The sequence below is a fragment of the Streptomyces sp. NEAU-sy36 genome (genome assembly GCF_013423905.1).
GTDB lineage: Bacteria > Actinomycetota > Actinomycetes > Streptomycetales > Streptomycetaceae > Streptomyces > Streptomyces misionensis.
Genome location: NZ_CP058977.1, coordinates 416,769 through 438,704, shown reverse-complemented (window position 1 = coordinate 438,704; position 21,936 = coordinate 416,769). Strand labels below are relative to the sequence as shown.

Annotated in this window: 22 protein-coding genes; 11 read left to right on the top strand and 11 right to left on the bottom strand. The window is 73.3% G+C overall.

Features of this window, described 5'->3' with window-relative positions; all coding sequences use genetic code 11:
- The first annotated feature begins 50 nt into the window (after positions 1–50).
- The 3 genes from haaA to haaN are packed head-to-tail and all read left to right on the top strand — an operon-like array spanning position 51 to position 1,930.
- Positions 51–227, top strand: coding sequence for a HaaA family cyclophane-containing RiPP peptide (gene haaA / locus HZZ00_RS02040; RefSeq protein WP_180330602.1), 177 nt, complete (start codon positions 51–53; stop codon positions 225–227).
- A gap of 34 nt (positions 228–261) precedes the next feature.
- On the top strand, positions 262–1,413 hold the full coding sequence (locus HZZ00_RS02035; protein WP_257585615.1) for an FxsB family cyclophane-forming radical SAM/SPASM peptide maturase: 1,152 nt from the start codon (positions 262–264) through the stop codon (positions 1,411–1,413).
- Between the two features lie 31 nt (positions 1,414–1,444).
- A complete protein-coding gene (gene haaN / locus HZZ00_RS02030) occupies positions 1,445–1,930 on the top strand; it encodes a cyclophane-containing RiPP N-acetyltransferase HaaN (RefSeq protein ID WP_180330600.1) in 486 nt (161 codons plus the stop codon).
- Positions 1,931–1,947: 17 nt separating this feature from the next.
- On the opposite strand, the gene HZZ00_RS02025 is transcribed toward haaN, so the two are convergent.
- Positions 1,948–2,955 (bottom strand): DUF2804 domain-containing protein, encoded by a 1,008-nt coding sequence (locus HZZ00_RS02025; protein ID WP_180330599.1) that lies wholly within the window; start codon positions 2,953–2,955, stop codon positions 1,948–1,950.
- A gap of 120 nt (positions 2,956–3,075) precedes the next feature.
- Here HZZ00_RS02025 and HZZ00_RS02020 point away from each other — a divergent pair, with 120 nt between their 5' ends.
- On the top strand, positions 3,076–3,591 hold the full coding sequence (locus tag HZZ00_RS02020; protein ID WP_180330598.1) for a DUF2165 domain-containing protein: 516 nt from the start codon (positions 3,076–3,078) through the stop codon (positions 3,589–3,591).
- Here HZZ00_RS02020 and HZZ00_RS02015 read toward each other — a convergent pair.
- From HZZ00_RS02015 to HZZ00_RS02005, 3 genes are all read right to left on the bottom strand, one after another.
- A complete protein-coding gene (locus tag HZZ00_RS02015; protein ID WP_180330597.1) occupies positions 3,584–4,150 on the bottom strand; it encodes a L,D-transpeptidase in 567 nt (188 codons plus the stop codon). The two genes, HZZ00_RS02020 and HZZ00_RS02015, sit on opposite strands and share 8 nt — an antisense overlap.
- 89 nt (positions 4,151–4,239) lie before the next feature.
- Positions 4,240–6,825 (bottom strand): bifunctional FO biosynthesis protein CofGH, encoded by a 2,586-nt coding sequence (locus HZZ00_RS02010; protein WP_180330596.1) that lies wholly within the window; start codon positions 6,823–6,825, stop codon positions 4,240–4,242.
- A gap of 40 nt (positions 6,826–6,865) precedes the next feature.
- On the bottom strand, positions 6,866–7,711 hold the full coding sequence (locus HZZ00_RS02005) for an LLM class F420-dependent oxidoreductase (RefSeq protein ID WP_180330595.1): 846 nt from the start codon (positions 7,709–7,711) through the stop codon (positions 6,866–6,868).
- 82 nt (positions 7,712–7,793) lie between these two features.
- Between HZZ00_RS02005 and HZZ00_RS02000 the strand changes: the two genes are divergently transcribed.
- On the top strand, positions 7,794–9,335 hold the full coding sequence (locus tag HZZ00_RS02000; RefSeq protein ID WP_180330594.1) for a CehA/McbA family metallohydrolase: 1,542 nt from the start codon (positions 7,794–7,796) through the stop codon (positions 9,333–9,335).
- On the opposite strand, the gene HZZ00_RS01995 is transcribed toward HZZ00_RS02000, so the two are convergent.
- The 4 genes from HZZ00_RS01995 to HZZ00_RS01980 are packed head-to-tail and all read right to left on the bottom strand — an operon-like array spanning position 9,280 to position 10,906.
- Positions 9,280–9,690 (bottom strand): hypothetical protein, encoded by a 411-nt coding sequence (locus tag HZZ00_RS01995; protein ID WP_180330593.1) that lies wholly within the window; start codon positions 9,688–9,690, stop codon positions 9,280–9,282. The genes HZZ00_RS02000 and HZZ00_RS01995 overlap by 56 nt on opposite strands.
- A gap of 31 nt (positions 9,691–9,721) precedes the next feature.
- Positions 9,722–10,300 (bottom strand): protease inhibitor I42 family protein, encoded by a 579-nt coding sequence (locus tag HZZ00_RS01990; protein WP_180330592.1) that lies wholly within the window; start codon positions 10,298–10,300, stop codon positions 9,722–9,724.
- A 5-nt stretch (positions 10,301–10,305) separates the two neighbouring features.
- Positions 10,306–10,494 (bottom strand): hypothetical protein, encoded by a 189-nt coding sequence (locus HZZ00_RS01985; RefSeq protein WP_180327579.1) that lies wholly within the window; start codon positions 10,492–10,494, stop codon positions 10,306–10,308.
- 28 nt (positions 10,495–10,522) lie between these two features.
- Positions 10,523–10,906 carry a hypothetical protein gene (locus HZZ00_RS01980; protein ID WP_180330591.1) on the bottom strand — a complete coding sequence of 128 codons (384 nt, stop codon included), beginning with the start codon at positions 10,904–10,906 and terminating at the stop codon, positions 10,523–10,525.
- 108 nt (positions 10,907–11,014) lie between these two features.
- Here HZZ00_RS01980 and HZZ00_RS01975 point away from each other — a divergent pair, with 108 nt between their 5' ends.
- From HZZ00_RS01975 to HZZ00_RS01965, 3 genes are all read left to right on the top strand, one after another.
- On the top strand, positions 11,015–11,410 hold the full coding sequence (locus HZZ00_RS01975; RefSeq protein WP_180330590.1) for a nitroreductase/quinone reductase family protein: 396 nt from the start codon (positions 11,015–11,017) through the stop codon (positions 11,408–11,410).
- A gap of 240 nt (positions 11,411–11,650) precedes the next feature.
- Positions 11,651–14,617: an AfsR/SARP family transcriptional regulator gene (locus HZZ00_RS01970; protein WP_180330589.1), complete on the top strand. Its 2,967-nt coding sequence runs from the start codon at positions 11,651–11,653 to the stop codon at positions 14,615–14,617.
- 223 nt (positions 14,618–14,840) lie between these two features.
- Complete coding sequence (locus HZZ00_RS01965; RefSeq protein WP_070023859.1) at positions 14,841–15,059, top strand: hypothetical protein; 219 nt, start codon at positions 14,841–14,843, stop codon at positions 15,057–15,059.
- Between the two features lie 479 nt (positions 15,060–15,538).
- On the opposite strand, the gene HZZ00_RS01960 is transcribed toward HZZ00_RS01965, so the two are convergent.
- Together HZZ00_RS01960 and HZZ00_RS01955 are read right to left on the bottom strand one after the other, a co-directional pair.
- A complete protein-coding gene (locus HZZ00_RS01960) occupies positions 15,539–17,920 on the bottom strand; it encodes a PQQ-binding-like beta-propeller repeat protein (RefSeq protein ID WP_180330588.1) in 2,382 nt (793 codons plus the stop codon).
- A 199-nt stretch (positions 17,921–18,119) separates the two neighbouring features.
- The gene (locus tag HZZ00_RS01955) at positions 18,120–18,794 is read right to left on the bottom strand and encodes a VOC family protein (RefSeq protein WP_257585904.1); all 675 of its coding nucleotides are present in this window, start codon (positions 18,792–18,794) and stop codon (positions 18,120–18,122) included.
- A 443-nt stretch (positions 18,795–19,237) separates the two neighbouring features.
- Here HZZ00_RS01955 and HZZ00_RS01950 point away from each other — a divergent pair, with 443 nt between their 5' ends.
- Positions 19,238–19,873 (top strand): TetR family transcriptional regulator, encoded by a 636-nt coding sequence (locus HZZ00_RS01950; RefSeq protein WP_180333349.1) that lies wholly within the window; start codon positions 19,238–19,240, stop codon positions 19,871–19,873.
- A gap of 124 nt (positions 19,874–19,997) precedes the next feature.
- Here the strand turns inward: HZZ00_RS01950 and HZZ00_RS01945 are convergent, their stop codons facing one another.
- Positions 19,998–20,450, bottom strand: coding sequence for an Lrp/AsnC family transcriptional regulator (locus HZZ00_RS01945; RefSeq protein WP_180330586.1), 453 nt, complete (start codon positions 20,448–20,450; stop codon positions 19,998–20,000).
- 82 nt (positions 20,451–20,532) lie between these two features.
- Here HZZ00_RS01945 and HZZ00_RS01940 point away from each other — a divergent pair, with 82 nt between their 5' ends.
- Together HZZ00_RS01940 and HZZ00_RS01935 are read left to right on the top strand one after the other, a co-directional pair.
- Positions 20,533–21,150, top strand: a complete 618-nt coding sequence (locus tag HZZ00_RS01940; protein WP_180330585.1) for a LysE family translocator — start codon at positions 20,533–20,535, stop codon at positions 21,148–21,150.
- A 115-nt stretch (positions 21,151–21,265) separates the two neighbouring features.
- Positions 21,266–21,931 carry a pyridoxal 5'-phosphate synthase gene (locus tag HZZ00_RS01935; RefSeq protein ID WP_180330584.1) on the top strand — a complete coding sequence of 222 codons (666 nt, stop codon included), beginning with the start codon at positions 21,266–21,268 and terminating at the stop codon, positions 21,929–21,931.
- Positions 21,932–21,936 lie beyond the last annotated feature (5 nt).

Sequence of the window (21,936 nt, the reverse complement as noted above, 5' to 3'; positions counted from 1 at the left end):
GCTGTTACGTTGCCCGGACCCGGTCCGTTGCTCGCAAGGAGTGCTGCCGCATGTCGTCACTCACGACCGATACTGCACCGGACGAGCACCCCGCGGTTCCCGAGGCCCGTGTCCTGGAACGGGTGGCCGCCCGTGTCAGGCTGCGGCTGGAGGCCGAACAGACCTCCGCCGACCGGGCCGGCGACGGCGCGCACGCGGCCTCTCTCACCTGGCCCTGGTCCCTGTGAGCGCACCCGCTCGATGACACGTCCCGAAGCTCCCGTGCCCTTCGGGACGTTCATTCTCAAGGTCGCCAACCGCTGCAACATCGACTGTGACTACTGCTTCGTCTTCAACTCCAAGGACCAGGCGGCACGGCGCCTGCCCGCCCGGATGAGCCTGGCTGTCGCCCGGGCGGCTGCCCGGCGGATCGCCGAGCACGTCGCCGCGCATGAATTGCGCACCGTTCATGTCGTCCTGCACGGCGGGGAGCCACTGCTGGCCGGTGTCCCGCACCTCGCCGCCCTGCTGGGCGCGGTCCGTGACGGCATACCGGACCGGACGACGGTCTGCTTCGAGCTCCAGACCAACGGAACACTGCTGTCCCCCGCCTGGCTCGACCTCTTCGAGAGGTACGGCGTGACGGTGGGGGTCAGCCTCGACGGGCCCCCCGACACGAACGACCGGCACCGGCTGACCCACGGCGGCCGGTCGAGCACGGCCGCCACCGTACGGGGTATCGAACTGCTCCGAACCCGGCCGCATCTGTTCGCGGGGTTGCTCGCCGTGGTGGATCCGGCGAACGATCCCGTGGCCGTGCACGACTATCTGGCCGCATTCGAACCGCCCGTAATCGACTTCGGACTGCCGCACGCGACCCACGACGACCCCCCGTACCGTGGTGACACGGAGGTACCCGAGTACGGGCGGTGGATGTGCAGGGTCTACGACACCTGGCTCAGCCGGCCCGAACAACGACACAGCATCCGCATGCTGGAGGACATCGTGGCCCTGAGTTCCGGCGTGCGCGGCTCGGTGGAAACGCTCGGCCTGGCCCCTCAAGCCGGTGTCGTGATCGAATCCGACGGTTCGGTGGAAGGCCTGGACACCCTGCGATCGGTCGAGGAGGGGGCTTCCCGGCTCGGCCTCGATGTCTTCCACCACTCGTTCGACGAGGCACTGTCGCACCCGAAGCTGTCGCATCGCCGGTACGGCGAGGACGCGCTCGCCGCGAAGTGCCGCACATGCCCGCTCGTGGCGGTCTGTGGCGGAGGCTATCTCCCGCACCGCTTCAGCACCGCCGCCGGATACCGCAACCCGTCCGTCTACTGCGCGGACCTGGAGTACCTGATCCGGCATGTACAGAGCTCACTCCGGCGGCACGGCTGGCACCCCGGGGCCGCGCCGCCCGGAGGCGATACCGAGTGGGTGTGAACGAATGACCGAAGAGCGACAGGAGGCCCGGATGACCGAGACGATCCGTCCCGCGGAGAAGCGGGACGTTCCCGCCCTGGCCGAACTGATCGAGGAGATCGAACGGTTCTACGGGGCCGCCGACTCCGACATCCAGCCGCTGGAAGAGCGCCTCTCCCAGGTGGAGGAGGCTCTGTTCGGAACTCCGCCGATGGCCTGCGCCCTGGTCGTGGAGGACGGCGCCGGAGACATCGTCGGCCTCGCCGCCTACTCCTTCCTCTGGCCGGCCGCGGGCGCCTCGCACTCCCTGTTCCTGAAGGAGCTGTACGTCCGCGACACCCTTCGCCGACGAGGTGTCGGGGAGCGCCTCATGTCGGCACTCGGCTCGCTGGCCGCCGCCCGCCCCGGATGCAGCCGGCTGGAGTGGATGACCGACCGCGACAACCCGGGGGCACGGGCCTTCTACAAGTCCCTCGGTTTCGCCGAGTACGACGGGAAGATCGTCTACCGGGTGGATCCCCACGTGCCGACAGCGTGACGCCGCCGCACCGTGTCCTACAGACGCGCCCTCATGCTCTCGCAGACCCCGTGCACGTCCTTGATCTCGAAGTCGCCCTCCGTGCCGCGCAGTACGCCGCGGTAGCGGCCGAAGAGCTGGTAGTAGTCGATCGCGAAGAGGCCGAGGTCGTGTTTCACCGACTTGCGGCCCTCCGGCTGGAAGACGACGTCGAGGCGGCCGTCCCGGGAGGTGATGTGCCAGGCGGCCGACGGGTCGGTGGAGTCGGGCCGGAAGGACACGTCGCCGAGGGGTTCGCACCGGCCCGGTGTCCACAGGCCGGACTCCTCGGGCTCACCGGGCAGTTCCGGCCGGGCCGCGAAGTTGGCCCCGACCGGGCCGGCGCCGGTGGGGGTCGCGAAGGTGCCCCAGAGCCATCGGGTCCGGTACGGCAGCAGTGAGCGGTGCTCGTCGAGTACCGCCAGGTCGCGTGCCGGGTCGAAGACGATCTCCGCGTCCCCGACGCGCAGTACCCCGCGGGCGGGGAACGCGGCCTTGTACGTGTACATGCTGCCGCCCGGCAGCCGGGAGCTCACCGAGAGCGGTGCCGTGGCCGCCCCGGCGTCGAGTTCCAGTTCGCCGCGGATGGCAGGGGCCTTCGGCGTCGCGGCGATGTCCACCTCGATCCGGTGCCGCGCGGACGGCGCGTGGAAGGCATAGGCGATCCGGTAGCCGTCCCGCTCGAAACGGCAGACCCCATCCAGGAGTTCGGCGGGCAGCGTCGGGCTGCCGCCGGGCGCGTTGGCCGCGTGCTGGTGGAGCACTCCGCCCGCCCGGTCGTAGGCGTAGATCTCGGAGCCGGCGAGGTAGTGCGCGTCCTGGACGATCAGGGAGGAGTACCAGTCGGGGTGCAGCAGCGTGAAGCCGACCCACTCCTTGAGCCGCAGGCGTTTCAGGTGGCGGGTGAGACCCGTGTACGCGGCGAGCGGATCGGCGACGACGGGCCGCTCCGGCAGACGGCCCCAGCGGCGGACACCGTCCTCGACGAGACGGTGGGGGGTGGACATGGCGGGTAGTTTGTCGAGGGCGGGGTCACGGGTCAACCGTCGGGCGGCGGCGGGTCACCCGGCTCCATTCTGGCTCAATGCGTATAGGAGAGCGCCGAGTTCGTCGGGGAGAATCCAGCCATGATCACCACTGACAACACCCGGCACTCCGGCCTCAGACTGGCGGCCGGCGTGCTCACCGGGATACTCGCGCTCTACATCACCCTCGTCGCGTTCGGCAACATCACGGACTTCGGCACGAACCAGCAGTTCGTGCGGCATGTGCTGGCGATGGACTCGACGTTCAAAGACCACGATCTGATGTGGCGCGCGATCACCAGCAGCGCGCTCCAGGACACCGCGTACGTCCTGATCATCGCGTGGGAGACGGTGGCCGCGCTGGTCCTGATCTGGGGGACGTACCTGTGGGCGGCGCGGCGCGACGACGCGTTCGCGCGGCGCATCTCGACGTACGGGCTGCTGATGCTGCTGCTGCTCTTCGGCGCCGGGTTCATCGCGATCGGCGGCGAGTGGTTCGCGATGTGGCAGGCGAAGGCCTGGAACGGGGAGGATTCCGCCACCCGTGTCTTCCTGCTCAGCGGGGTGGCGTTGATCGTCAACCATCTGCCGACGGGCAAGGAATCTCCGACTACTTGACCACCACGACGCTCGTGCCCTGATCACCGAAGGCCCACAGGGCGGCGCCGTCCTGTTTGCGCATGCGGATACCGCCCAGTTTCTTCCCCTGCGCAGGGGGCGGCGAGGAGCCGTCCAGGGCGTTGGAGAAGGCCACGTTCACGCCGTCGACCATGGCGACGTACATGATGTGCTCGATCGGGACGCCGTCCGAGCCGGTGATGGACTGGGTGCGCTTGATGATCGAGTAGTGGCCGGGTGGCAGGGTCACCGTGCCCGGCCACACCTCGAACGTCCTTGTCTCCTTGCCGCTGGCGTCGACCAGCCACAGCCGCTTCGCCCCGAGCGAGTACACGATCCTGCGGCCGTCTCCCGAGCCCGCCGGCAGCGCCGGCGGGCCCGCCGGCGGCTTCGGCTTGGCCGAGCCGTGGGTGCTCGCCGACGCCGTGGTGCTCGGCTTCACCGTCGCGGCCGTGGGGTGCGGCCCGTGGTCCGCCTGTACGGCGAGCGCGACGACGGCCACGGTCGCCCCCACCGTCAGACCGGTGACCCAGGCCCAGGAGGGCAGTCGGGCAGCCACGGGTACGCATCTCCTCCGCTATGGGTCCCCCACTCGGACCGGGGGTCGGATCATCGTACTCAGTCCGCCCCCGGCCGAGTACCGGCAGCTCAGTCGAGCACCGGCAGCAGCTCCGGGAGGTGACCGTCGGAGGCCGCCGCCGCGCGCCGGCGCTCCTCGGGCACCTCGCCGTAGAGCGTGTCGCGGGGCTTCGCCGGGCGGCCGGCCGCCTCGGCCACGGCCACCAGGTCGCGCACCGACTTGTACGAGCCGTACGACGAGCCCGCCATCCGCGAGATCGTCTCCTCCATCAGGGTGCCGCCCAGGTCGTTGGCGCCGGAGCGGAGCATCTCCGCCGCCCCCTCGGTGCCCAGTTTGACCCAGCTTGTCTGGATGTTGGGGATCCAGGGGTGCAGCAGCAGGCGGGCCATGGCGGTGACCGCCCGGTTGTCGCGGGTGGTCGGGCCGGGGCGGGCGATGCCGGCCAGGTAGACGGGCGCGTTGGTGTGGATGAAGGGCAGGGTGACGAACTCGGTGAAGCCGCCGGTCTCCCGCTGGATGCCGGCCAGGGTGCGCAGGTGGCCGAGCCAGTGCCGGGGCTGGTCGACATGGCCGTACATCATCGTGGAGGAGGAACGGATGCCCAGTTCGTGGGCGGTCCTGACGACCTCGATCCAGGTGGCCGTCGGCAGCTTGCCCTTGGTGAGGACCCAGCGGACCTCGTCGTCCAGGATCTCCGCGGCGGTGCCGGGGATGGTGTCCAGGCCCGCCTCCTTGGCCGCCGTCAGCCACTCCCGGATCGACATGCCGGTGCGGGTTGCGCCGTTCACGACCTCCATCGGGGAGAAGGCGTGCACGTGCATGCCGGGGACGCGCTCCTTGACCGCCTTCGCGATGTCGAAGTACGCCGTGCCGGGCAGGTCGGGGTGGATGCCGCCCTGCATGCACACCTCGACCGCGCCGACGTCCCACGCCTGCTGGGCGCGGTCGGCCACCTGCTCCAGGGAGAGGGTGTAGGCGTCGGCGTCGGTGCGGCGCTGCGCGAAGGCGCAGAAGCGGCAGCCGGTGTAGCAGACGTTGGTGAAGTTGATGTTGCGGGTGACGATGTACGTCACGTCGTCGCCGACCGCCGACTTGCGCACGTCGTCGGCGATCCGGCACAGCGCGTCCAGCGCCCGCCCGTCCGCGTGCAGCAGGGCCAGCGCCTCGGCGTCGGTCAGCCGGGTCGGGTCGTCGGCGGCCGTGCGCAGCGCCTGCCGTACGTCGGTGTCGATGCGCTCCGGCGCCATGCCGGGGGCCGCCGCCTCGCGCAGCGCCTCCCAGTCGCCGTACACCTCGTCGTAGTCCTCGCGGCGGTCGGCCGTCCGGCCCTCGGTGTCGATGGTGCGGTGCAGATCGGTACGGCCGGTGGGCGTGAAGGTGTCCTCCGGCTCCTGCCACGGCAGCCCCTCGGGCAGCGCGTCGGGGCGGGCGAGACCGGTCTCCGGGTCGGCCAGCGCGGCGACGTGCGGGCGCAGCCGCGGGTCCAGCCAGGGCTCGCCGCGCCGGACGAACTCCGGGTAGACGCAGAGGCGTTCACGCAGTTCGAAGCCGGCCGCCCGGGAGCGCTCGGCCAGCTCCTCGATCTGCGGCCAGGGGCGCTCGGGGTTGACGTGGTCGATGGTCAGCGGGGAGACCCCGCCCCAGTCGTCGATGCCGGCGCCGATCAGCCGCTCGTACTCGGAGTCGACCAGGTTCGGCGGGGCCTGGAGGCAGGCGGCGGGGCCCATGATGTGCCGGGCGACGGCCACCGTGGCGACCAGCTCGTCCAGTTCGGCGTCCGGCATGCCGCGCATCGCCGTGTCCGGCTTGGCGCGGAAGTTCTGGATGATCAGTTCCTGGATGCCGTGGTAGGCGCGGGAGACCTTGCGCAGCGCGAAGAGGGACTCCGCGCGCTCCTCGTACGTCTCCCCGATGCCGATCAGCAGCCCGGAGGTGAAGGGCACCGAGGAGCGGCCCGCGTCCTCCAGCACCCGCAGCCGTACGGCCGGTTCCTTGTCCGGGGAGCCGTGGTGCGGGCGGCCGGGCTCGGACCACAGGCGGGTCGCGGTGGTCTCCAGCATCATGCCCATGCTCGGCGCGACCGGCTTCAGCCGCTGGAAGTCGGTCCAGCTCATGACGCCCGGGTTGAGGTGGGGCAGCAGCCCGGTCTCCTCCAGGATGCGGATGGAGATGGCGCGGACGTAGGCGATGGTGTCGTCGTAGCCGTGCGCGTCCAGCCACTCGCGCGCCTCCGGCCAGCGGTCCTCGGGCTTGTCGCCGAGGGTGATCAGGGCTTCCTTGCAGCCGAGGGCCGCGCCCTTGCGGGCGATGTCCAGCACCTCGTCCGGGGACATGAACATGCCGTGCCCGGCGCGGCGCAGCTTGCCGGGGACGGTGACGAAGGTGCAGTAGTGGCACTTGTCGCGGCACAGCCGGGTGAGGGGGATGAAGACGCTCTTCGAGTACGTGATGACACCGGGCCGGCCCGCCTGTTCGAGCCCCGCGTCGCGCACCCGGGCGGCGGATGCGGCGAGGTCGGTCAGCGCCTCGCCGCGCGCCTGGAGCAGCACCGCCGCCTCGGCGACGTCGAGGGCGACGCCGTCCCGGGCGCGTTTGAGGGCGCGACGCATGGAGTTCTCGGTGGGGCCGGTTCCGGAGGTCGCGGAAGTCGTCATATCTCCACGATACGTTCGCGGTGATCACCGGTGGCCGGGGCTAGAGGAAGCTCGCGTACTCGTCCAGCGTCCGCAGCACCTCCCGCTCCCCCGCCGACGGCAGTTGCGCCACCACCTCGCGGACGCCCAGCCCGGCGAACCGCTCCAGCTTGCCCGCGGTCGGCAGGACGGCGTACGGCACGACCTGGAGGGCGGCCGGGTCGCGGCCCGCGTCGGCCCAGACGGCGCGCAGCCGCGGCAGGGCCTCGGCCAGGCCCCGGCCGCCGATCGGCAGCCAGCCGTCGGCGTACTCGGCGAGCTGCGCGAACACCGTGGCCGAGGGCGCCCCGCCGAGCAGTGTGCGCGGGCCGGTGACCGGTCCGCGCGGCGGCTGGGCCGGCTTGGGATGGGCGAAGCTGGCGCGCACGCTCCCGTACGTCCCCCGGTACGCCGTCGGCTCCCGCTCCCACAGCGCCCGCATCAGCGCCAGCCGGTCGCGGACCAGCTCCCTGCGGGTGCGCCACTCGACGCCGTGGTCCGCCGCCTCCTCCACGTTCCAGCCGTAGCCGACGCCGAGGGTGAAGCGGCCGCCGGAGAGGTGGTCGAGGGTGGCGATCCGCTTGGCCAGCGCGATCGGATCGTGCTGGGCGAGGAGGGTGACCCCGGTGCCGAGGCCGAGCCGCTCGGTGACGGCGGCGGCCTGGGCGAGCGCGACGAAGGGGTCGAGGGTACGGCCGTAGGCGCGCGGCAGCTCGCCGCCGGAGGGGTTGGGGGTGGTGCGCTCCACGGGGATGTGGGTGTGCTCGGGGAGGTAGAGGCCGGCGAACCCGCGCTGTTCGAGTTCGCGGGCGAGTCGGACCGGGGTGACGGTCTCGTCGGTGAGGAAGATCGTGACGGAGAGGCGCATGCCCCATCCGTACCGAGCCGCGACCGCCGCCAACCCCCTTGTTTTCCAACGCGGTTCACCGGACGACCGGAGAATGGGCGCCATGTGTGACGACACGCACGATCAGGCCCGGGGGCTCGGCAGGCGCGCGTTGTTCGTGACGGGTGCCGCCGCTGCCCTTACGTTGGGACCCGTGAGCTTCGCAGCGGCGGACGGCGGGCGCCAGGAGACCCGGACGGTACGCGGCACCCTGCCGCCCGGCTCCCCCGACTATGTGTACGTGCCGGTGGAAGTCCCCTCCGGAGTGCGCGAGTTCAAGGTCTCCTACACCTACGACAGACCTTCGGTCCCGGCCGGCACCCCGGGCAACGCGCTCGACATCGGCCTCTTCGACCAGCACGGCACCGAGCTGGGCGGCCGGGGCTTCCGGGGCTGGTCGGGCGGCGCCCGCACGGAGTTCTTCGTGCGCGCCGACGACGCGACCCCCGGCTACCTCCCCGGCCCGGTGCGCGAGGGCACCTGGCACATCGCGCTCGGCCCCTACACGGTGGCGCCCCAGGGACTGTCGTACGAGCTGACGATCACACTGACCTACGGCGAGCCGGGCACGACCCCCCGGCCGGTGTACCCGCCCTCCCGGGCGCGCGGCCGGGGCCGGGACTGGTACCGGGGCGACTGCCACCTGCACTCCTGGTACTCCGACGGCCGCCGGACCCCGGCCGAGATCGCGGCCCTCGCCCGCGCCGCGGGCCTGGACTTCATCAACTCCTCCGACCACAACACCCACTCGGCCCACCCGCACTGGGCGGACCAGGCGGGCGACGACCTGCTGATCATGCTCGGCGAGGAGATCACCACCCGCAACGGGCACGTGCTGGCACTCGGTACCGACCCCGGCACGTTCGTCGACTGGCGCTACCGGGCCCGGGACAACCGGTGGGCCCGCTTCGCCCGTGACATCCGCCGCGCCGGCGGCCTGGTGGTGCCGGCGCACCCGCACGCCACCTGTGTCGGCTGCGGCTGGAAGTTCGGCTTCGCCGAGGCGGACGCCGTGGAGGTGTGGAACGGCCCCTACACGCCGGACGACGAGGTGACGCTGGCGGAGTGGGACAACCTGCTGGTCGCCTCGGTGCGCGCGGGCCGGGACTGGCTCCCGGCGATGGGCAACAGCGACGCCCACCGCGACCCGGACTCGGTCGGCCTGCCCCAGACGGTCGTCCTCGCCGACGACCTGACCCGCGAGGCCGTGCAGGAGGGCATCCGGGCGGGCCGTTCATACGTGGCCGAGTCCAGTCACGTCACCGTCTCCCTCACGGCGACGGGCGGCCGCGGTCTGCGGGCCGGCCTCGGCGAGCGCCTGCCGGTGTCCGCCGACACCCCGGTCACCGTCCGCCTCGACGTCTCCGGCGCCCCCCGCTGCTCGCTGCGCCTCGTCACCGACCAGGGCACCCTCCTCACCAGCGATCCCCTGCCGGTGTCGGGCACGGGCTCGGTGGAGTGGCGCACCACGCCCGCCTACGCGGCCTATGTGCGCGCCGAGGTCCGCCACGAAACGGCGCTCGGCCCGGTGCCGGGGGCGCTGGCGGCGTTCACGAATCCGATCTTCCTGGGCGAGGGCGGCGGGCGGCCCGGCGCAGACCGATGATCTCGGCGACCGCGGCCAGCCGGCGGACGGCCCAGGACTCGGCCTCCGGGCCGTTCGCGGTCCCCGCGGCCCCGGCCAGCCACTCCCCCACCAGGCGGGCCGCCTCCGGGTCTGGCAACGGCTCGGGCAGCGCGGCGGCGTAGGCGAGGCCGCCGGAGCGGACGATCTCGGCGAGGAACACCAGCGAGCGCGGCAGCACGCCGAGCCGGTCGAGAGCGACCGCTGCGGCGATGGCCCCGTCGCCGAACAGCGTCGCCCGCAGGGCCTCCTGGCCCAGGCCGTGGCGCAGCAGCACGGCGACGTCGGTCTCCGCCAGGACCTCGTCGTCGGTGCGGCTTTCGGGTGTCGGGGACATGGGGCCTCGGTTCCGGTCCGGGTGGTCCGGGTCAGCGGACGGTGACGGTGAAGACGTAGTAGCCGGCCTGGGCGCGCGGGCGGGCGGTCAGGGTGGGGTAGGGCGACGGGGAGGCGGACGGGGCGCCGCTGGGCGTCAGGGTGGAGCGGTCGTCCGGGCCGGGGCCGGTGCAGGTGTACAGGGGGCAGTAGAGGAGGCGTACCGAGGTCCTGCCCTCGGCGCGGGCGGTGAAGTCGAAGGACCGGGTGCCGCTCGTGCTGCCGATGACGTCGCTGTCGCCGCCCGACTCCCGCGTGCCCCGGTAGGCCAGCACGGCCGCGTCCGGTTCCGGGCGGGCGAGGTACCAGTGTTGGCCGAGGGTCGCGGCCGACGGGACGGTGAGGGAGAACTCCTCGCCCGGTGCCACGGTGACGGCCGGGTGGTCGAGGCCGTACCGGGCGGCCTCGGAACCCGCGGTGGGCTCGCGGGTGGGCTTGGTGGTGGCCGACGGGCTGGGCGTGGCGGCCGAGCCGGTGCCGTCGTCCCCGCCGCCGCAGCCGATGAGGGCGAACAGGCAGAGCAGGGTGGCGGCCGTGCCGAGGAGCGGTACGCGTGCTGTCGTCGGTCGCAATGTTCTCAGTCCTGTGGCAGATGGACGGTGTAGGCGTCGGGCAGTCGGTTGTCGCTGGCCTTCGCCATGCCTCCGTCGACGAAGTCGTCCTCGCTCACCCATGTGGTCTGGCCCCATGGGTTGTCCGGCCGCCCGGCCAGCCAGGAGCGGCGGCCGGACGGGGCGCCGAGCGGAGCGAGGAAGTCGGCGGGCATGCCCAGGATTCCGGTCGTCGGACCGCCCTCAGTAGCCCGTCAGGGCCGACGGACGGCCCACGGTCACGCTCGCGGCGCGCTCCGCGGCCGTGTGGTCGCCGCCGTGGTACGCCCGTTTGGCCAGCCGTACCTTGCCGGCCAGTTCGTGCAGCGCGGACTCCAGCGTGGCGGCCTCGTCCAGCCAGGCCGCGGCGAACGCGTCGAACGCCGCGGCGGCTTCGGGCCCGCCGAGGGTGTCCTGGGTGTGGCACAGGGGGGCTGGACGGCCCGGTGGATGCGCCCGGCCTCGTCGCCCGCGTCGTCCAGCGCGCCCGCCTGCCCGGACATGCCGGATCCGACCGTGTAGCCGTCCGAAGACGCGCCCATCCCGCTCCCCCGTTGCGAAGACCCTGATCGCGGGGGAGGCTAACACGCGGCGGCCACACGGCAGTCGGGCCGCCACCGGGGCGTCACGGGCCCCGCACGGGGCCGACACGCCGGCGTCGCCCGGACGACCGCCGGGAACAGGAGGAGGACGCGGATGCCAGGAACCGCGGGACGCAAGCAGCGCCTCGTCACCCGCTTCCAGCGGTACGTCGCCAACCCGGTCAACCGGCGGCTGCCGTTCCAGACGCTGCTGGAGACCACCGGGCGGGTTTCCGGGAAGCCCCGGCGGACACCGGTCGGGGGACGGCGGGTCGGGGGGTCGTTCTGGCTGGTCTCCGAGTACGGGTACGGGTCGCAGTACGTCCGGAACATCCAGGCCGACCCCCGGGTGCGGGTGCGCGTCGGCGGGCGCTGGTACCGGGGCGTCGCCCGGCTGCTGCCCGACGACGACCCACGCGCCCGGCTGCGTTCCCTGCCCCGGTTCAACAGCGCGGCGGTGCGCGCGTTCGGCACGGATCTGCTGACCGTGCGGGTGGATCTGGCGGACTGATCGCCTCGGCCGGGTGATGACCTGCACCTCGCTGTCCGCGCACAGGGCTGCGCACACCCGCGGGAACACCCGTCTGACGCCGCGTCAACCGCCCGGCGGGGTCACGCGCGTGCGAAGAGCGTGTGAGAGGTTTGTGGACTGCCGTGCGGCGGCCTGTGATCGGCGTCTCCCACGGCTGACGCAACCACCCGGAACAAGGCAAACTGACGGGGTTGTCTGTGATGCCGAGGGGGCGAACGCATGGACGGTCGGCCGCGAGTACCCGAGCAGCGGCGACCCGGCTCCGCGACAGGTGCGGAGCCGGGGGCGCTGAGGTTCGGCGTGCTCGGTCCGGTGCGGGCCTGGCGCGGTGAGGAAGCCCTGAGCACGGGCTCCCCCCAGCAGCGGGCCCTGCTGGCCGCCCTGCTGCTGCGCGAGGGCCGTACGGCCACGGCGGCGGAGCTGATCGACGCGCTGTGGGGCCCCGAACCGCCGTCCCAGGCGCTGGCGGCGGTCCGCACGTACGCGTCCCGGCTGCGCAAGGTGCTGGGCTCCGGCGTCCTGGTCACCGAGTCCGGCGGCTACGCGGTGCGCGGGCTCGGCGAGGGCGCGCTGGACCTCGTACGGGCGCAGGACCTCGGCGCGGAGGCGGAGAAGGCGCGCGGCACCGGCGATCTGAGCCGAGCCCGTGCCCTGCTCAACGAGGCGCTGGACCTGTGGGACGGCGAGCCCCTCGCAGGCGTGCCCGGCCCCTACGCCGAGACGCAGCGCGTCCGCCTGGAGGAGTGGCGGCTCGGACTGCTGGAGTCCCGCCTGGACATGGACCTGGAGCAGGGCTGCCACGCGGAGGCCGTCTCCGAGCTGACCGCGCTCACCGCCGCGCACCCCCTGCGGGAGCGGCTGCGCGAGCTGCTGATGCTGGCGCTGTACCGCAGCGGCCGGCAGGCCGAGGCGCTGGCGGTGTACGCCGACACGCGCCGTCTGCTCGCCGAGGAACTGGGCGTGGACCCGCGCCCCGGGCTGCGCGAGCTCCAGCAGCGCATCCTCCAGGCCGACCCGGCGCTCGCGGAGCCCTCCGCGCCGGTCGCCGAGCCGCCCGCGGCGCCCGTGCGCCCGGCGCAACTGCCCGCCTCGGTGCCGGACTTCACCGGCCGGGCCGCCTTCGTGGACGAGCTGAGCGCGGTGCTGGCGTCGGCCACCGAGACGGAGGGCAGCGTCATGGCGGTCTCCGCGATGGCCGGCATCGGCGGCGTCGGCAAGACCACGCTCGCGGTGCACGTCGCCCACCGGGCCCGCTCCTCCTTCCCGGACGGCCAGCTCTACGTCGACCTCCAGGGCGCCGGCCACCGCCCGGCGGAACCGGAGACCGTCCTCGGCTCCTTCCTGCGCGCGCTGGGCACGGCGGACTCCGCGATCCCGGACTCCCTGGAGGAACGCGCGGCCCTCTACCGCTCGGTGCTGGACGGCCGCCGCGTCCTGGTCCTCCTGGACAACGCCAAGGACGCGGCACAGGTGCGCCCGCTGCTGCCCGGCACGGAGGGCTGCGCGGCCCTCGTGACGTCCCGCATGCGGATGGTGGGGCTGGCCGGGGCGCACCTGGTCGACCTGGACGTCATGTCCCCCGACGAGGCGCTGGCCCTGTTCACCCGGATCGTCGGCGCGGAGCGGGTGACGCCCGAACGGGAGGCCGCCCTCGACGTGGTCGCCGCCTGCGGTTTCCTCCCGCTGGCCATCCGCATCGCCGCCTCCCGCCTCGCGGCCCGGCGCACCTGGACGGTCTCGGTCCTCGCCGCCAAGCTCGCCGACGAGCGCCGCCGGCTGGACGAGTTGCAGGCCGGGGACCTGGCGGTGAAGGCCACCTTCGAACTCGGCTACGGCCAGCTCGACCCCGCCCAGGCCCGCGCCTTCCGCCTGCTGGGCCTGGCCGACGGCCCCGACATCTCCCTGCCGGCCGCGGCCGCGGTCCTGGACCTGCCGCCGGAGGACACGGAAGACCTCCTGGAGTCCCTCGTCGACACCTCCCTCCTGGAATCCGCTGCCCCCGGCCGCTACCGCTTCCACGACCTGGTCCGCCTCTACGCCCGCGCGTGCGCCGAACGCGACGAGCGGCCGGCGAGCGGGAGGGGGGCGGCGATGTCGCGGTTGCTGGACTTCTATCTGGCGACGGCGGCGCAGGTGTACGCGATGGAGCGGCCCGGGGACCGGGTGGTGGACCACCTGCGGCCGACCGAGTACCCCGGACTGCGGTTCCGGGACCGGCACCAGGCGCAGGACTGGCTGTACGCCGAGGCGGTCTCGCTGCTGGCGTGCGTGCGCCAGTTCGCGCGGGCGGACACCCTGCCGCGCGCCATCGACCTGCTGTGGACCGCCGTCGACCTGACCGAGTCCGGCGCCAACTCACGGGAGTACGACGCCGCCGCCCTCGCTCTGCTCGACGCGGCCCGGGCGAGCGGGGACGGCGCCGCGCAGGTGCGGGCGTCGGTCGTCCTGGCCAACGCGCACCAGCTGTCCGGCCGGTTCACGGAGGCCGACGAGTCGGCGCAGGAGTCACTGCGCCTCGGCGCCTCCTGCAGCGACCCGCTGGCCCGCTGCTGGGCGGCCAACATCCGGGGGGCCATGGCCTTCTACCGCCGTCGGTACGACGACGCGGAAACGCACCTCAAGCAGGCGCTCGCGGACTTCCGCAACTGTGAGGACCGCGCCGGCGAGGCCAGCGTCCTGTGCAACCTCTCCCGCATCCACGTGGTGACCGGCCGGCCCCAGAGCGCGGTGGAACTGGCCCAGCAGGGCGTCGACATGTACGAGGCCCTGGGCCATGCCGTGAAGAGCGCCAACGGCCGCTACGCCCTCGGCATGGCCCTCACCCAGAACGGCCGCCACCTGGAGGCCGCCGAGCGGCTGCCGGAGGCACTGGAGGTCTTCCGGGAGAGCCGCCAGCGGCTGTGGGAGGGCATGACGCTGTTCCGGCTCGCGGAACTCGACCTCACGGCCGAGCGCCCCGCCCAGGCCTCGGCCAACGCCGAAGCCGCGCTGACCGTCCTGCGGGGGATCGGCGGCGAGTGGCGGCGGGGCAACGTGCTCACCGTGCTGGGCCGGGCACTCGACGGTATAGGGCAGTCGGGGCGCGCCCGGGTGTGCTGGCAGGAGGCGCTGTCCATCCACGAGTCGCTCGGTACGCCGGAGGCCGACTCGGTCCGGTCGCTGCTCGAAGGAACGACCGTGGCGTGAGCCGGAGGCCGTACGGCCGGGGCGTTCATCGTTCGTTTATCGCCCCGCGGCACTCTCGTCCTGTCGATCCGTCGCGTCGGGGGGCAGGCGGACCGCCGGTGAGATCGCCCACAGGACCCATCTAAGGTTGGGCGATCAGTGAGCTCGTCCGGCCGTTGTTTCAACGGGGGACGGCCGGGCGAGCTCCGCAAATCGAGTCCAGCACCACTGGGGAGGAAGCACCATGAGCGACGCCACGAAGGACGAGAACACCGTCGCCCCGGACGGGAACGTCCACATCACGGACGCCAAGGACAACACCGCGGTCCCGGCCGGCAACGTCCACATCACCGACGCCAAGGCCAACACCATGACTCCGGCCGGCAACGTCCACATCACCGACGCCGAGAACGACGGCACCTTCAGCCCGGACAACGTGCACATCACGTCCGAGCCGGCCTGACGACAGACCACGGGGGGACCGGCCCGACGGGGGGCCGCACAGGGGGATCGGCCGCGGCGGCGCGGAGGGGGAGCCGTCGCGGCCGACGTGTGTCGCGCCCCCTGCGCCTCGGTCCGCGGGATACGCGTCCGGCTGGGCCTCGCAGTGGTCGAGTGAGTGAAGGCCGGCGTCCTCGCCGAAGGGGACCTCGACGGTCTTCGTGCCCTGCGCGGGGACCGGGACGTCCCTGCTGCCGAAGGAGATCGTGAGGTCGTCCTCGGCCACGAAGTCCACCCGCGCCGTGAACGTGCCCTCGCGGTCGGTCGGGTTGGTGACCTCGACCTGCGCGTCCATGTCGGCACGGGCATGCCGGCCACCCTGTCCAGCGGCGTTCACCGCGTGGCGGGGTTCCGGCACCCCGGGTAGCGTCGGCCCTGGGACGGCCGCCGTCCGGAGCCCTTCCGTGACAACCGGTGCGACGGCCGTCGCACGATCCGCCGTCACGCGGTACGAGCCGTCCCCGTGCCCTTCTCCGCGTCCAGCGCGTACACGCAGCGGTCCTTGCTGCACGCGTACACCACCCCGTCCTTGACCACCGGGGAGCCGGTGATCTCGCCGCCGGTGGCCAGCTTCCAGCGCAGCCGGCCGTCGTCGGCCTTGAGGGTGTAGAGCAGGTGGTCGGTGGAGCCGAAGTGGATCCGGCCCTCCGCCACCGCGGGGGCGCCCACCACGTCGCCGCCCGCCTGGAAGCGCCACTTGGGGGTGCCGGTGACCGCGTCCAGGGTGTAGAGGCCCTTGCCGCTGCCGACGTGCACGTGCCCGGCGGCCACCAGGACCGGTTCGACGGAGGTGCGGGCCTCGGTCGCGATGCGCCAGCGGTCGCGGCCGTCGGCGGCGTCGAGGGCGTAGACCGTGCCGAGGTAGTCGGCGAGGTAGACGCCGCCGCCGGTGACGGCCGGTCCGGGGGCGAAGGCGGGCGGGCCGAGGAAGACCGCGGGGGCCTCGAAGTGCCAGCGCACCCTGCCGCCGGCCGCCTCGACGGCGAGGACGCGGCTGCCCGCGGCGATGTAGACGTGGCCGTCGGGGGCCGGGGTCAGGCGCACCGGGACGCCGCCGCAGGAGGCCGCGTCGCCGATCGGGTACGACCAGCGCTCCTCGCCGGTGCGGGCGTCGAGGGCGCGCAGCCGGGCGTCCTGCCAGACGTAGACCGTGCCGTCGTGGACGAGCGGACCGGCCTCCGGGGACTCGAAGTCGGTCTGGCAGCCGGCGATCTCCCAGAGCTTCTGCCCGGTCGCCGCCTCCCACGCCTGGACGCCGCCGCCCCGGGTGCCGGTGACGACGGTGCCGCGGTCGGCCTTGAGCGAGTACACCCAGGCGTCCGTGGACAGCCGCCACAGTTCGGTGCCGTCCCGGGCGTCCAGCGCGAACAGGGTGGGGCCGTCGGAGGCGTGCACCCGGCCGTCCGCGACCGCCATGGACCAGGCCACGTCCCGCGTCTTGAACCGGCGCCGGCCGGTGGCCACGTCGAGGGCGTGCACCTCGAAGGAGGTGACGTAGACGAGGTCGCCGTCGACGGACGGGGTGCCCCAGACGTCGTTGGACATCCGGAACCGCCAGGGGCGCCAGCCGCTCGGCTCCGGGGGGCCGGGCGGGGCGGCCGGCACGGCGGGGTCGGCGCCGGCCGGTCCGGGGCGCGGGCGGGTCCAGTTGGCGACCAGTCCGGCCTCCGGCGGGGGCGCCTTGACGGCGGCGGCGCGGGCGTCGGCGACCCGGGGGCCGGGACCGATCGGCACCGGGGCGCCGGCCAGCCGCACCGGACCGGTGTCGGGGGCGGCGGCCGGTGCGGCGAACGAGGCGGGGCCCTGGGCCGGCGCGACGGACGGGGCCGGGGGGACCGGGGGGTCGTACGGGGGCGGCGGCGGAACGGTCGGGCGGACGGCGGCGCGCGGCCCGGCGCCGGTCGTCGCCGGGGCGGGCTTGGCGGCGGGGCGTCCGCCGCGGCGCGCCTCGATCAGGGCCACGGCCTTCTCGGGCAGCCAGGCGGAGGCGGTGCCGCTGTCGTCGGAGCCGGAGCCGTACAGATGGGGTGCGAGCTGCGCCTGGAGGTCCGCCGGGGTGGGCCGGGCGGAGGCGTCCATCTGCATGCACAGCTCGATGAGCGGGCGCAGCTCGTCGGGCAGGCCGGTGAGGTCCGGACCCTCGCGCAGCAGCATGAAGACGGTCTCGACCGGGTTGGCGCCGTGGAAGGGCGGGTGGCCCGTGGCCGCGAAGACCAGCATGGAGCCGAGGGAGAAGACATCGCTGGCGCCGGTGACGCTGCGGGAGTCCTTGGCCTGCTCGGGGGACATGTAGGCGGGGGTGCCGACGGCGACGTTCGTCATCGTCAGTCGGGTGTTCGAGACACCGGAGGCGATGCCGAAGTCGATCACCCGGGGGCCGTCCTCGACCACCAGCACGTTGGACGGCTTGAGGTCACGGTGGACCAGCCCGGCGCCGTGGATCGACTGGAGGGCCTCGGCGACACCCGCGGCGAGCCAGCGCACGGCCTGCGCCGGCAGCGGCCCGCAGTCGTTCACTATCTCCTCAAGGGAGGGCGCGGGGACGTACGCGGTGGCCAGCCAGGGCACCGCTGCGCGCGGATCGGCGTCGACCACGGCCGCCGTGTAGAAGCCGGAGACCGCGCGGGCCGCCTCCACCTCACGGGTGAAGCGGACCCGGAAGAGCTGGTCCTCGGCCAGCTCGGTGCGCACCGTCTTGATCGCCACCCGCCGGCCGGACGCCGAGCGCGCGAGATAGACCAGCCCCATGCCGCCGGCACCCAGCCGGCCCAGCACCTCGAACGGCCCGATCCGCCGCGGATCGTGCTGCGTCAGCTGATCCACTTGCCTGCCACCTCCCCGTACTGGCCGTGCCACCCCATTGGTACGCGACCGCAGCGCAGCGTCTCACCACCGCACCGCCACGGCGGTCGCACCCCGATTCTTCCTGGCCGGACGGCCGGTTGCGAACCCGGCGACAAATCGGGATGTCTCCTTTCCATCACGGACACTCCAGGATCATTTCCGGAGCAACCGGCTCCGCTCACCGTCGCAGCAGTGCGAACGACGCCCCTTGATTGTCGGTGACGACGGCCACCCGTCCGTACGACGTCGCGAACGGTGCCGCCTGCACCCGGCCGCCGAGCCGCCGTACGGCGGCGAGCGCGTCGTCGAGGTCGGTGACCCGGAAGTGGGCGAGGACGTGCGGGGGCATCTCGGCGGGGAAGACGTCGGTGACGTCGGCGCGGCCGAAGTCGGGCTCGGCGCCGGGGGCGAACAGGGCGTGGTGGAAGAGGCCGCCGTAGAAGGTGTTGGCGCCGGTGGTGTCACGGGTGTACAGCTCGGCCCAGGCGAACGTGCCCGGCTCGTGGCGGCGGCCGAAGCCGGGGTGCCGGCGGGCCTGCCAGAGCCCGAACACCGCGCCCTCGGGGTCGGCGGCGAGCGCGGCCCGGCCGAGGTCGCCCACCGGGTAGGGGGCCACGACCAGCTGCCCGCCGGCCGCGACGATCCGCCGGCCGAGGGTCTGGGCGTCCGGGGTGGCGAAGTACACCGTCCACACGGTGGGCATCCGCCCGTCCGTCTTGCGCTCCAGCGCGGCGACCGGCTCCCCGCCGAGCCGCGCCCACACCGAGCCGCCGTGCCCCTCCTCGAAGCTCCATCCGAAGAGCTCCCCGTAGAAGCGCTTGCCCGCTTCGAGGTCCGGCAGCTGGGCCTCGATCCAGCAGGGGGTGCCCTCCCGGTAGGGGGCCGGGGCGGCCGGCTTCGCGGCGGGCGGCGGCTGCCGGGGGCCGGTGCCCACGCGCGGGATCTCCTCCGTGTCGGGCCGCGGCATCTCCTGGGTGTCGGCGAGCCGGTCCCCTTCTGCGGACCCTTCGGAAGAAGGGTCCCCTCCGGTGGGTGCCCCGGGCGACTTCCCGGCGTCCGACTCCTCTCGTCCCGCCTCCGGTCCGGGGTGCTCCCGGCCCCCCGGTACGCCGCTCTGACCCCCGTGTGGCTCTTCGTTCGCGGATGCCCTGTTTTCGGCCATGTCGTCAAAGTAACCGGGCGGCGCGCACCGCGCAGACCAGGCACAGCACCGCCGATACACCCGTGCACCCCATTTGCACTCGGCCGAATCGCGCTCTCAGCACCCCTCGGTAAGCTGACGGCATGACAGGACAAGTGCGTACCGTCGACGGCCGCGTGGCCGGTCGGCGTGGGCAGGCGACCCGGCAGAAGCTGCTCGACTGCCTCAGCGAGATGCTCAGCTCCTCCCCCTACCGGGACGTCAAGGTCATCGATGTCGCCCGGAAGGCGGGCACTTCGCCCGCGACCTTCTACCAGTACTTCCCGGACGTCGAGGGCGCCGTCCTGGAGATCGCCGAGCAAATGGCGGCCGAGGGCGCCGGATTGACCGAGCTGCTCGAAGGGCGGTCCTGGGCGGGCAAGTCCGGATGGCAGACCTCGCAGGAACTCGTGGACGGCTTCCTGGACTTCTGGAGGAGGCACGACGCGATCCTGCGCGTGGTCGACCTCGGCGCCGCCGAAGGGGACAAACGGTTCTACAAGATCCGCATGAAGATCCTCAACTCGGTGAACGGCTCCCTCGCGGACTCGATCACGGAACTCCAGACCAAGGGCCGCGTCGACAAGGACGTGAACCCCGCGGCGGTGGCCGGTTCGCTCGTCGCGATGCTCGCCGCGGTGGCCGCCCACCAGAAGGGCTTCTCCTCCTGGGGCGTGAAGCAGGCCGAACTCAAGCCCAATCTCGCCCTCTTGGTCCACCTGGGCGTGACCGGCCGCAAGCCGTCGAAGTAGCCCGCTCCTCTTCCCCTCGGTAGGTACCGGTACGCTCCCTTATCTCCTTCACTGCACCAAGTCCTGTCTCGTGGGCGGTGGTTCACCTCGGGTGAGCCACCGCCCGCCGTGCTTGCCGAAGGCGTCAGGAGGGCAGCGGGCGGTCCCGTACGACGTGCTTCATCACCAGCGTGGAGGTCAGCCGCTGCACGCCCGGCAGCGTCGCGAGCCGGTCGTCGTACAGCCGCTGGAAGGCGGCGAGGTCGGCCGTGGCGACCCGCAGCAGGTAGTCCGGTTCGCCGAACAGCCGCTGGGCGTCCAGGACATGGTCGAGTTCGCCGACGGCCCGCTCGAACTCGGCGATGGTGGCGCGGTCCTCCTGGCGCATGGACACGAAGACCAGCGCCTCGAAGTTCAGCCCGAGCGCCGTCGCGTCCACCACCGCCCGGTAGCCCTGGATGGCACCGGAACGCTCCAGCTCACGCAGCCGCCGGTGGCAGGGCGAGACGCTGAGCCGCACCCGCGCGGCCAGCTCCGTCACGGTCAGCCGCCCGTCCTGTTGCAGCTCGGCAAGGATCTTCCGGTCAATGTCGTCCATGAAGAAGATTCTTGCTCGCGATGGCGGATCAAGGGCAATTTTCGGGAACACTTTCGGGCCGATCGCGCCTAATGTCCCCTTCATGGACTCGGGACTGCTCTTCTCCTTCCTCGTCGTGGACCTGCTGCTGGTGTGCGTGCCGGGCGCCGACTGGGCGTACGTCATCGCGACCGCCCTGCGCGGCGCCCGGGTCCCGCGCGCGGTGGCGGGCCTGGTCTGCGGATACGCGCTGCACACGGCCCTGGCGACGGCCGGTCTCGCGGTGCTGGTGGCGAGTTCACCGACGCTGCTGACGGCGCTGACGGTGGCGGGCGCGGGCTATCTGCTCTGGCTGGGCTGGGGCGTGCTGCGCCGCCCGGCGACCCCGGCGGCGGGCACGGCCGCCCCGGTTGAGGGGCGGCCCTTTCTGCGCGGGGCCACGATCAGCGGCCTGAACCCGAAGGGCCTGCTGCTCTACCTCTCCGTGCTGCCCCAGTTCCTCACCCTGCGCGGCGCCCATCTGCCCGTCCCCGCGCAGACGGCGACGCTCGGCGTGCTGCACATGGCGTGCTGCGCGGTCGTCTACCTCGCCGTGGGCGCGCTCGCCCGCGTCCTGCTCGCCGCCCGCCCGGCGGCGGCCCGCGCGGTCGCCCGCACCTCGGGGGCGGCCATGCTGGGCATCGGCGCGCTCCTCCTGGTGGAGCGGCTGGCGACCCTCTAGGGGAGAACGCGCAGGGGTCGTGTCGCGTCCCGGGGGGACGCCGGCGCCCGGCCGGGCGGGGACGCGTGATCCGGGCCGGCTGTGAGCGCGGCGGCACGGATGTGACGATGGGGGAATGGGAACTGATCTCCCGGCGCTGCTGAGGTCACTGCGAGTGTGGGACGCGGGCACGACGACGCTGCCCGCCTTCGACCCCGACACCGCCCCGCCCACCCCGCTGCCGCTGTTCACCGACTGGTTCGCGCAGGCCGTGACGGCGGGGCAGCCGGAGCCGCACACCATGTCGCTGGCCACGGTGGACGAGGAGGGGCGGCCGGACGTGCGGATCGTGATGCTCCACGGCGCCGACCCGGACGGCTGGTCCTTCGCCACACACGCCACCAGCCGCAAGGGCCGGGCGCTGGAGGCGCGCCCGTACGCCGCCCTGGCCTTCTACTGGCCGGTGCTGGGCCGGCAGGTGCGGGTGCGCGGGCCGGTGGCGCCCGCGCCGTACGAGGAGAGCCAGGCGGATCTGCACGCCCGCTCGACGGGCGCGCTGGCGGCGGCGCTGACCGGGCGGCAGAGCGAGGAGCTGGCCTCGGCGGACGAGCTGCGTGACGCCTCGGCCGCCGCGTGGACCAGGGCCCGGGAGAACCCGTCGGTGCCCGCCCCCACCTGGACCCTCTACCGTCTGCGCCCGGACACCGTCGAGTTCTTCCAGGGCGCCGCCGACCGCGCGCACATCCGTCTGGAGTACCGCAGCACGGGGTTCGGCTGGAGCAGGGGGCTGCTGTGGCCGTAGGGGAG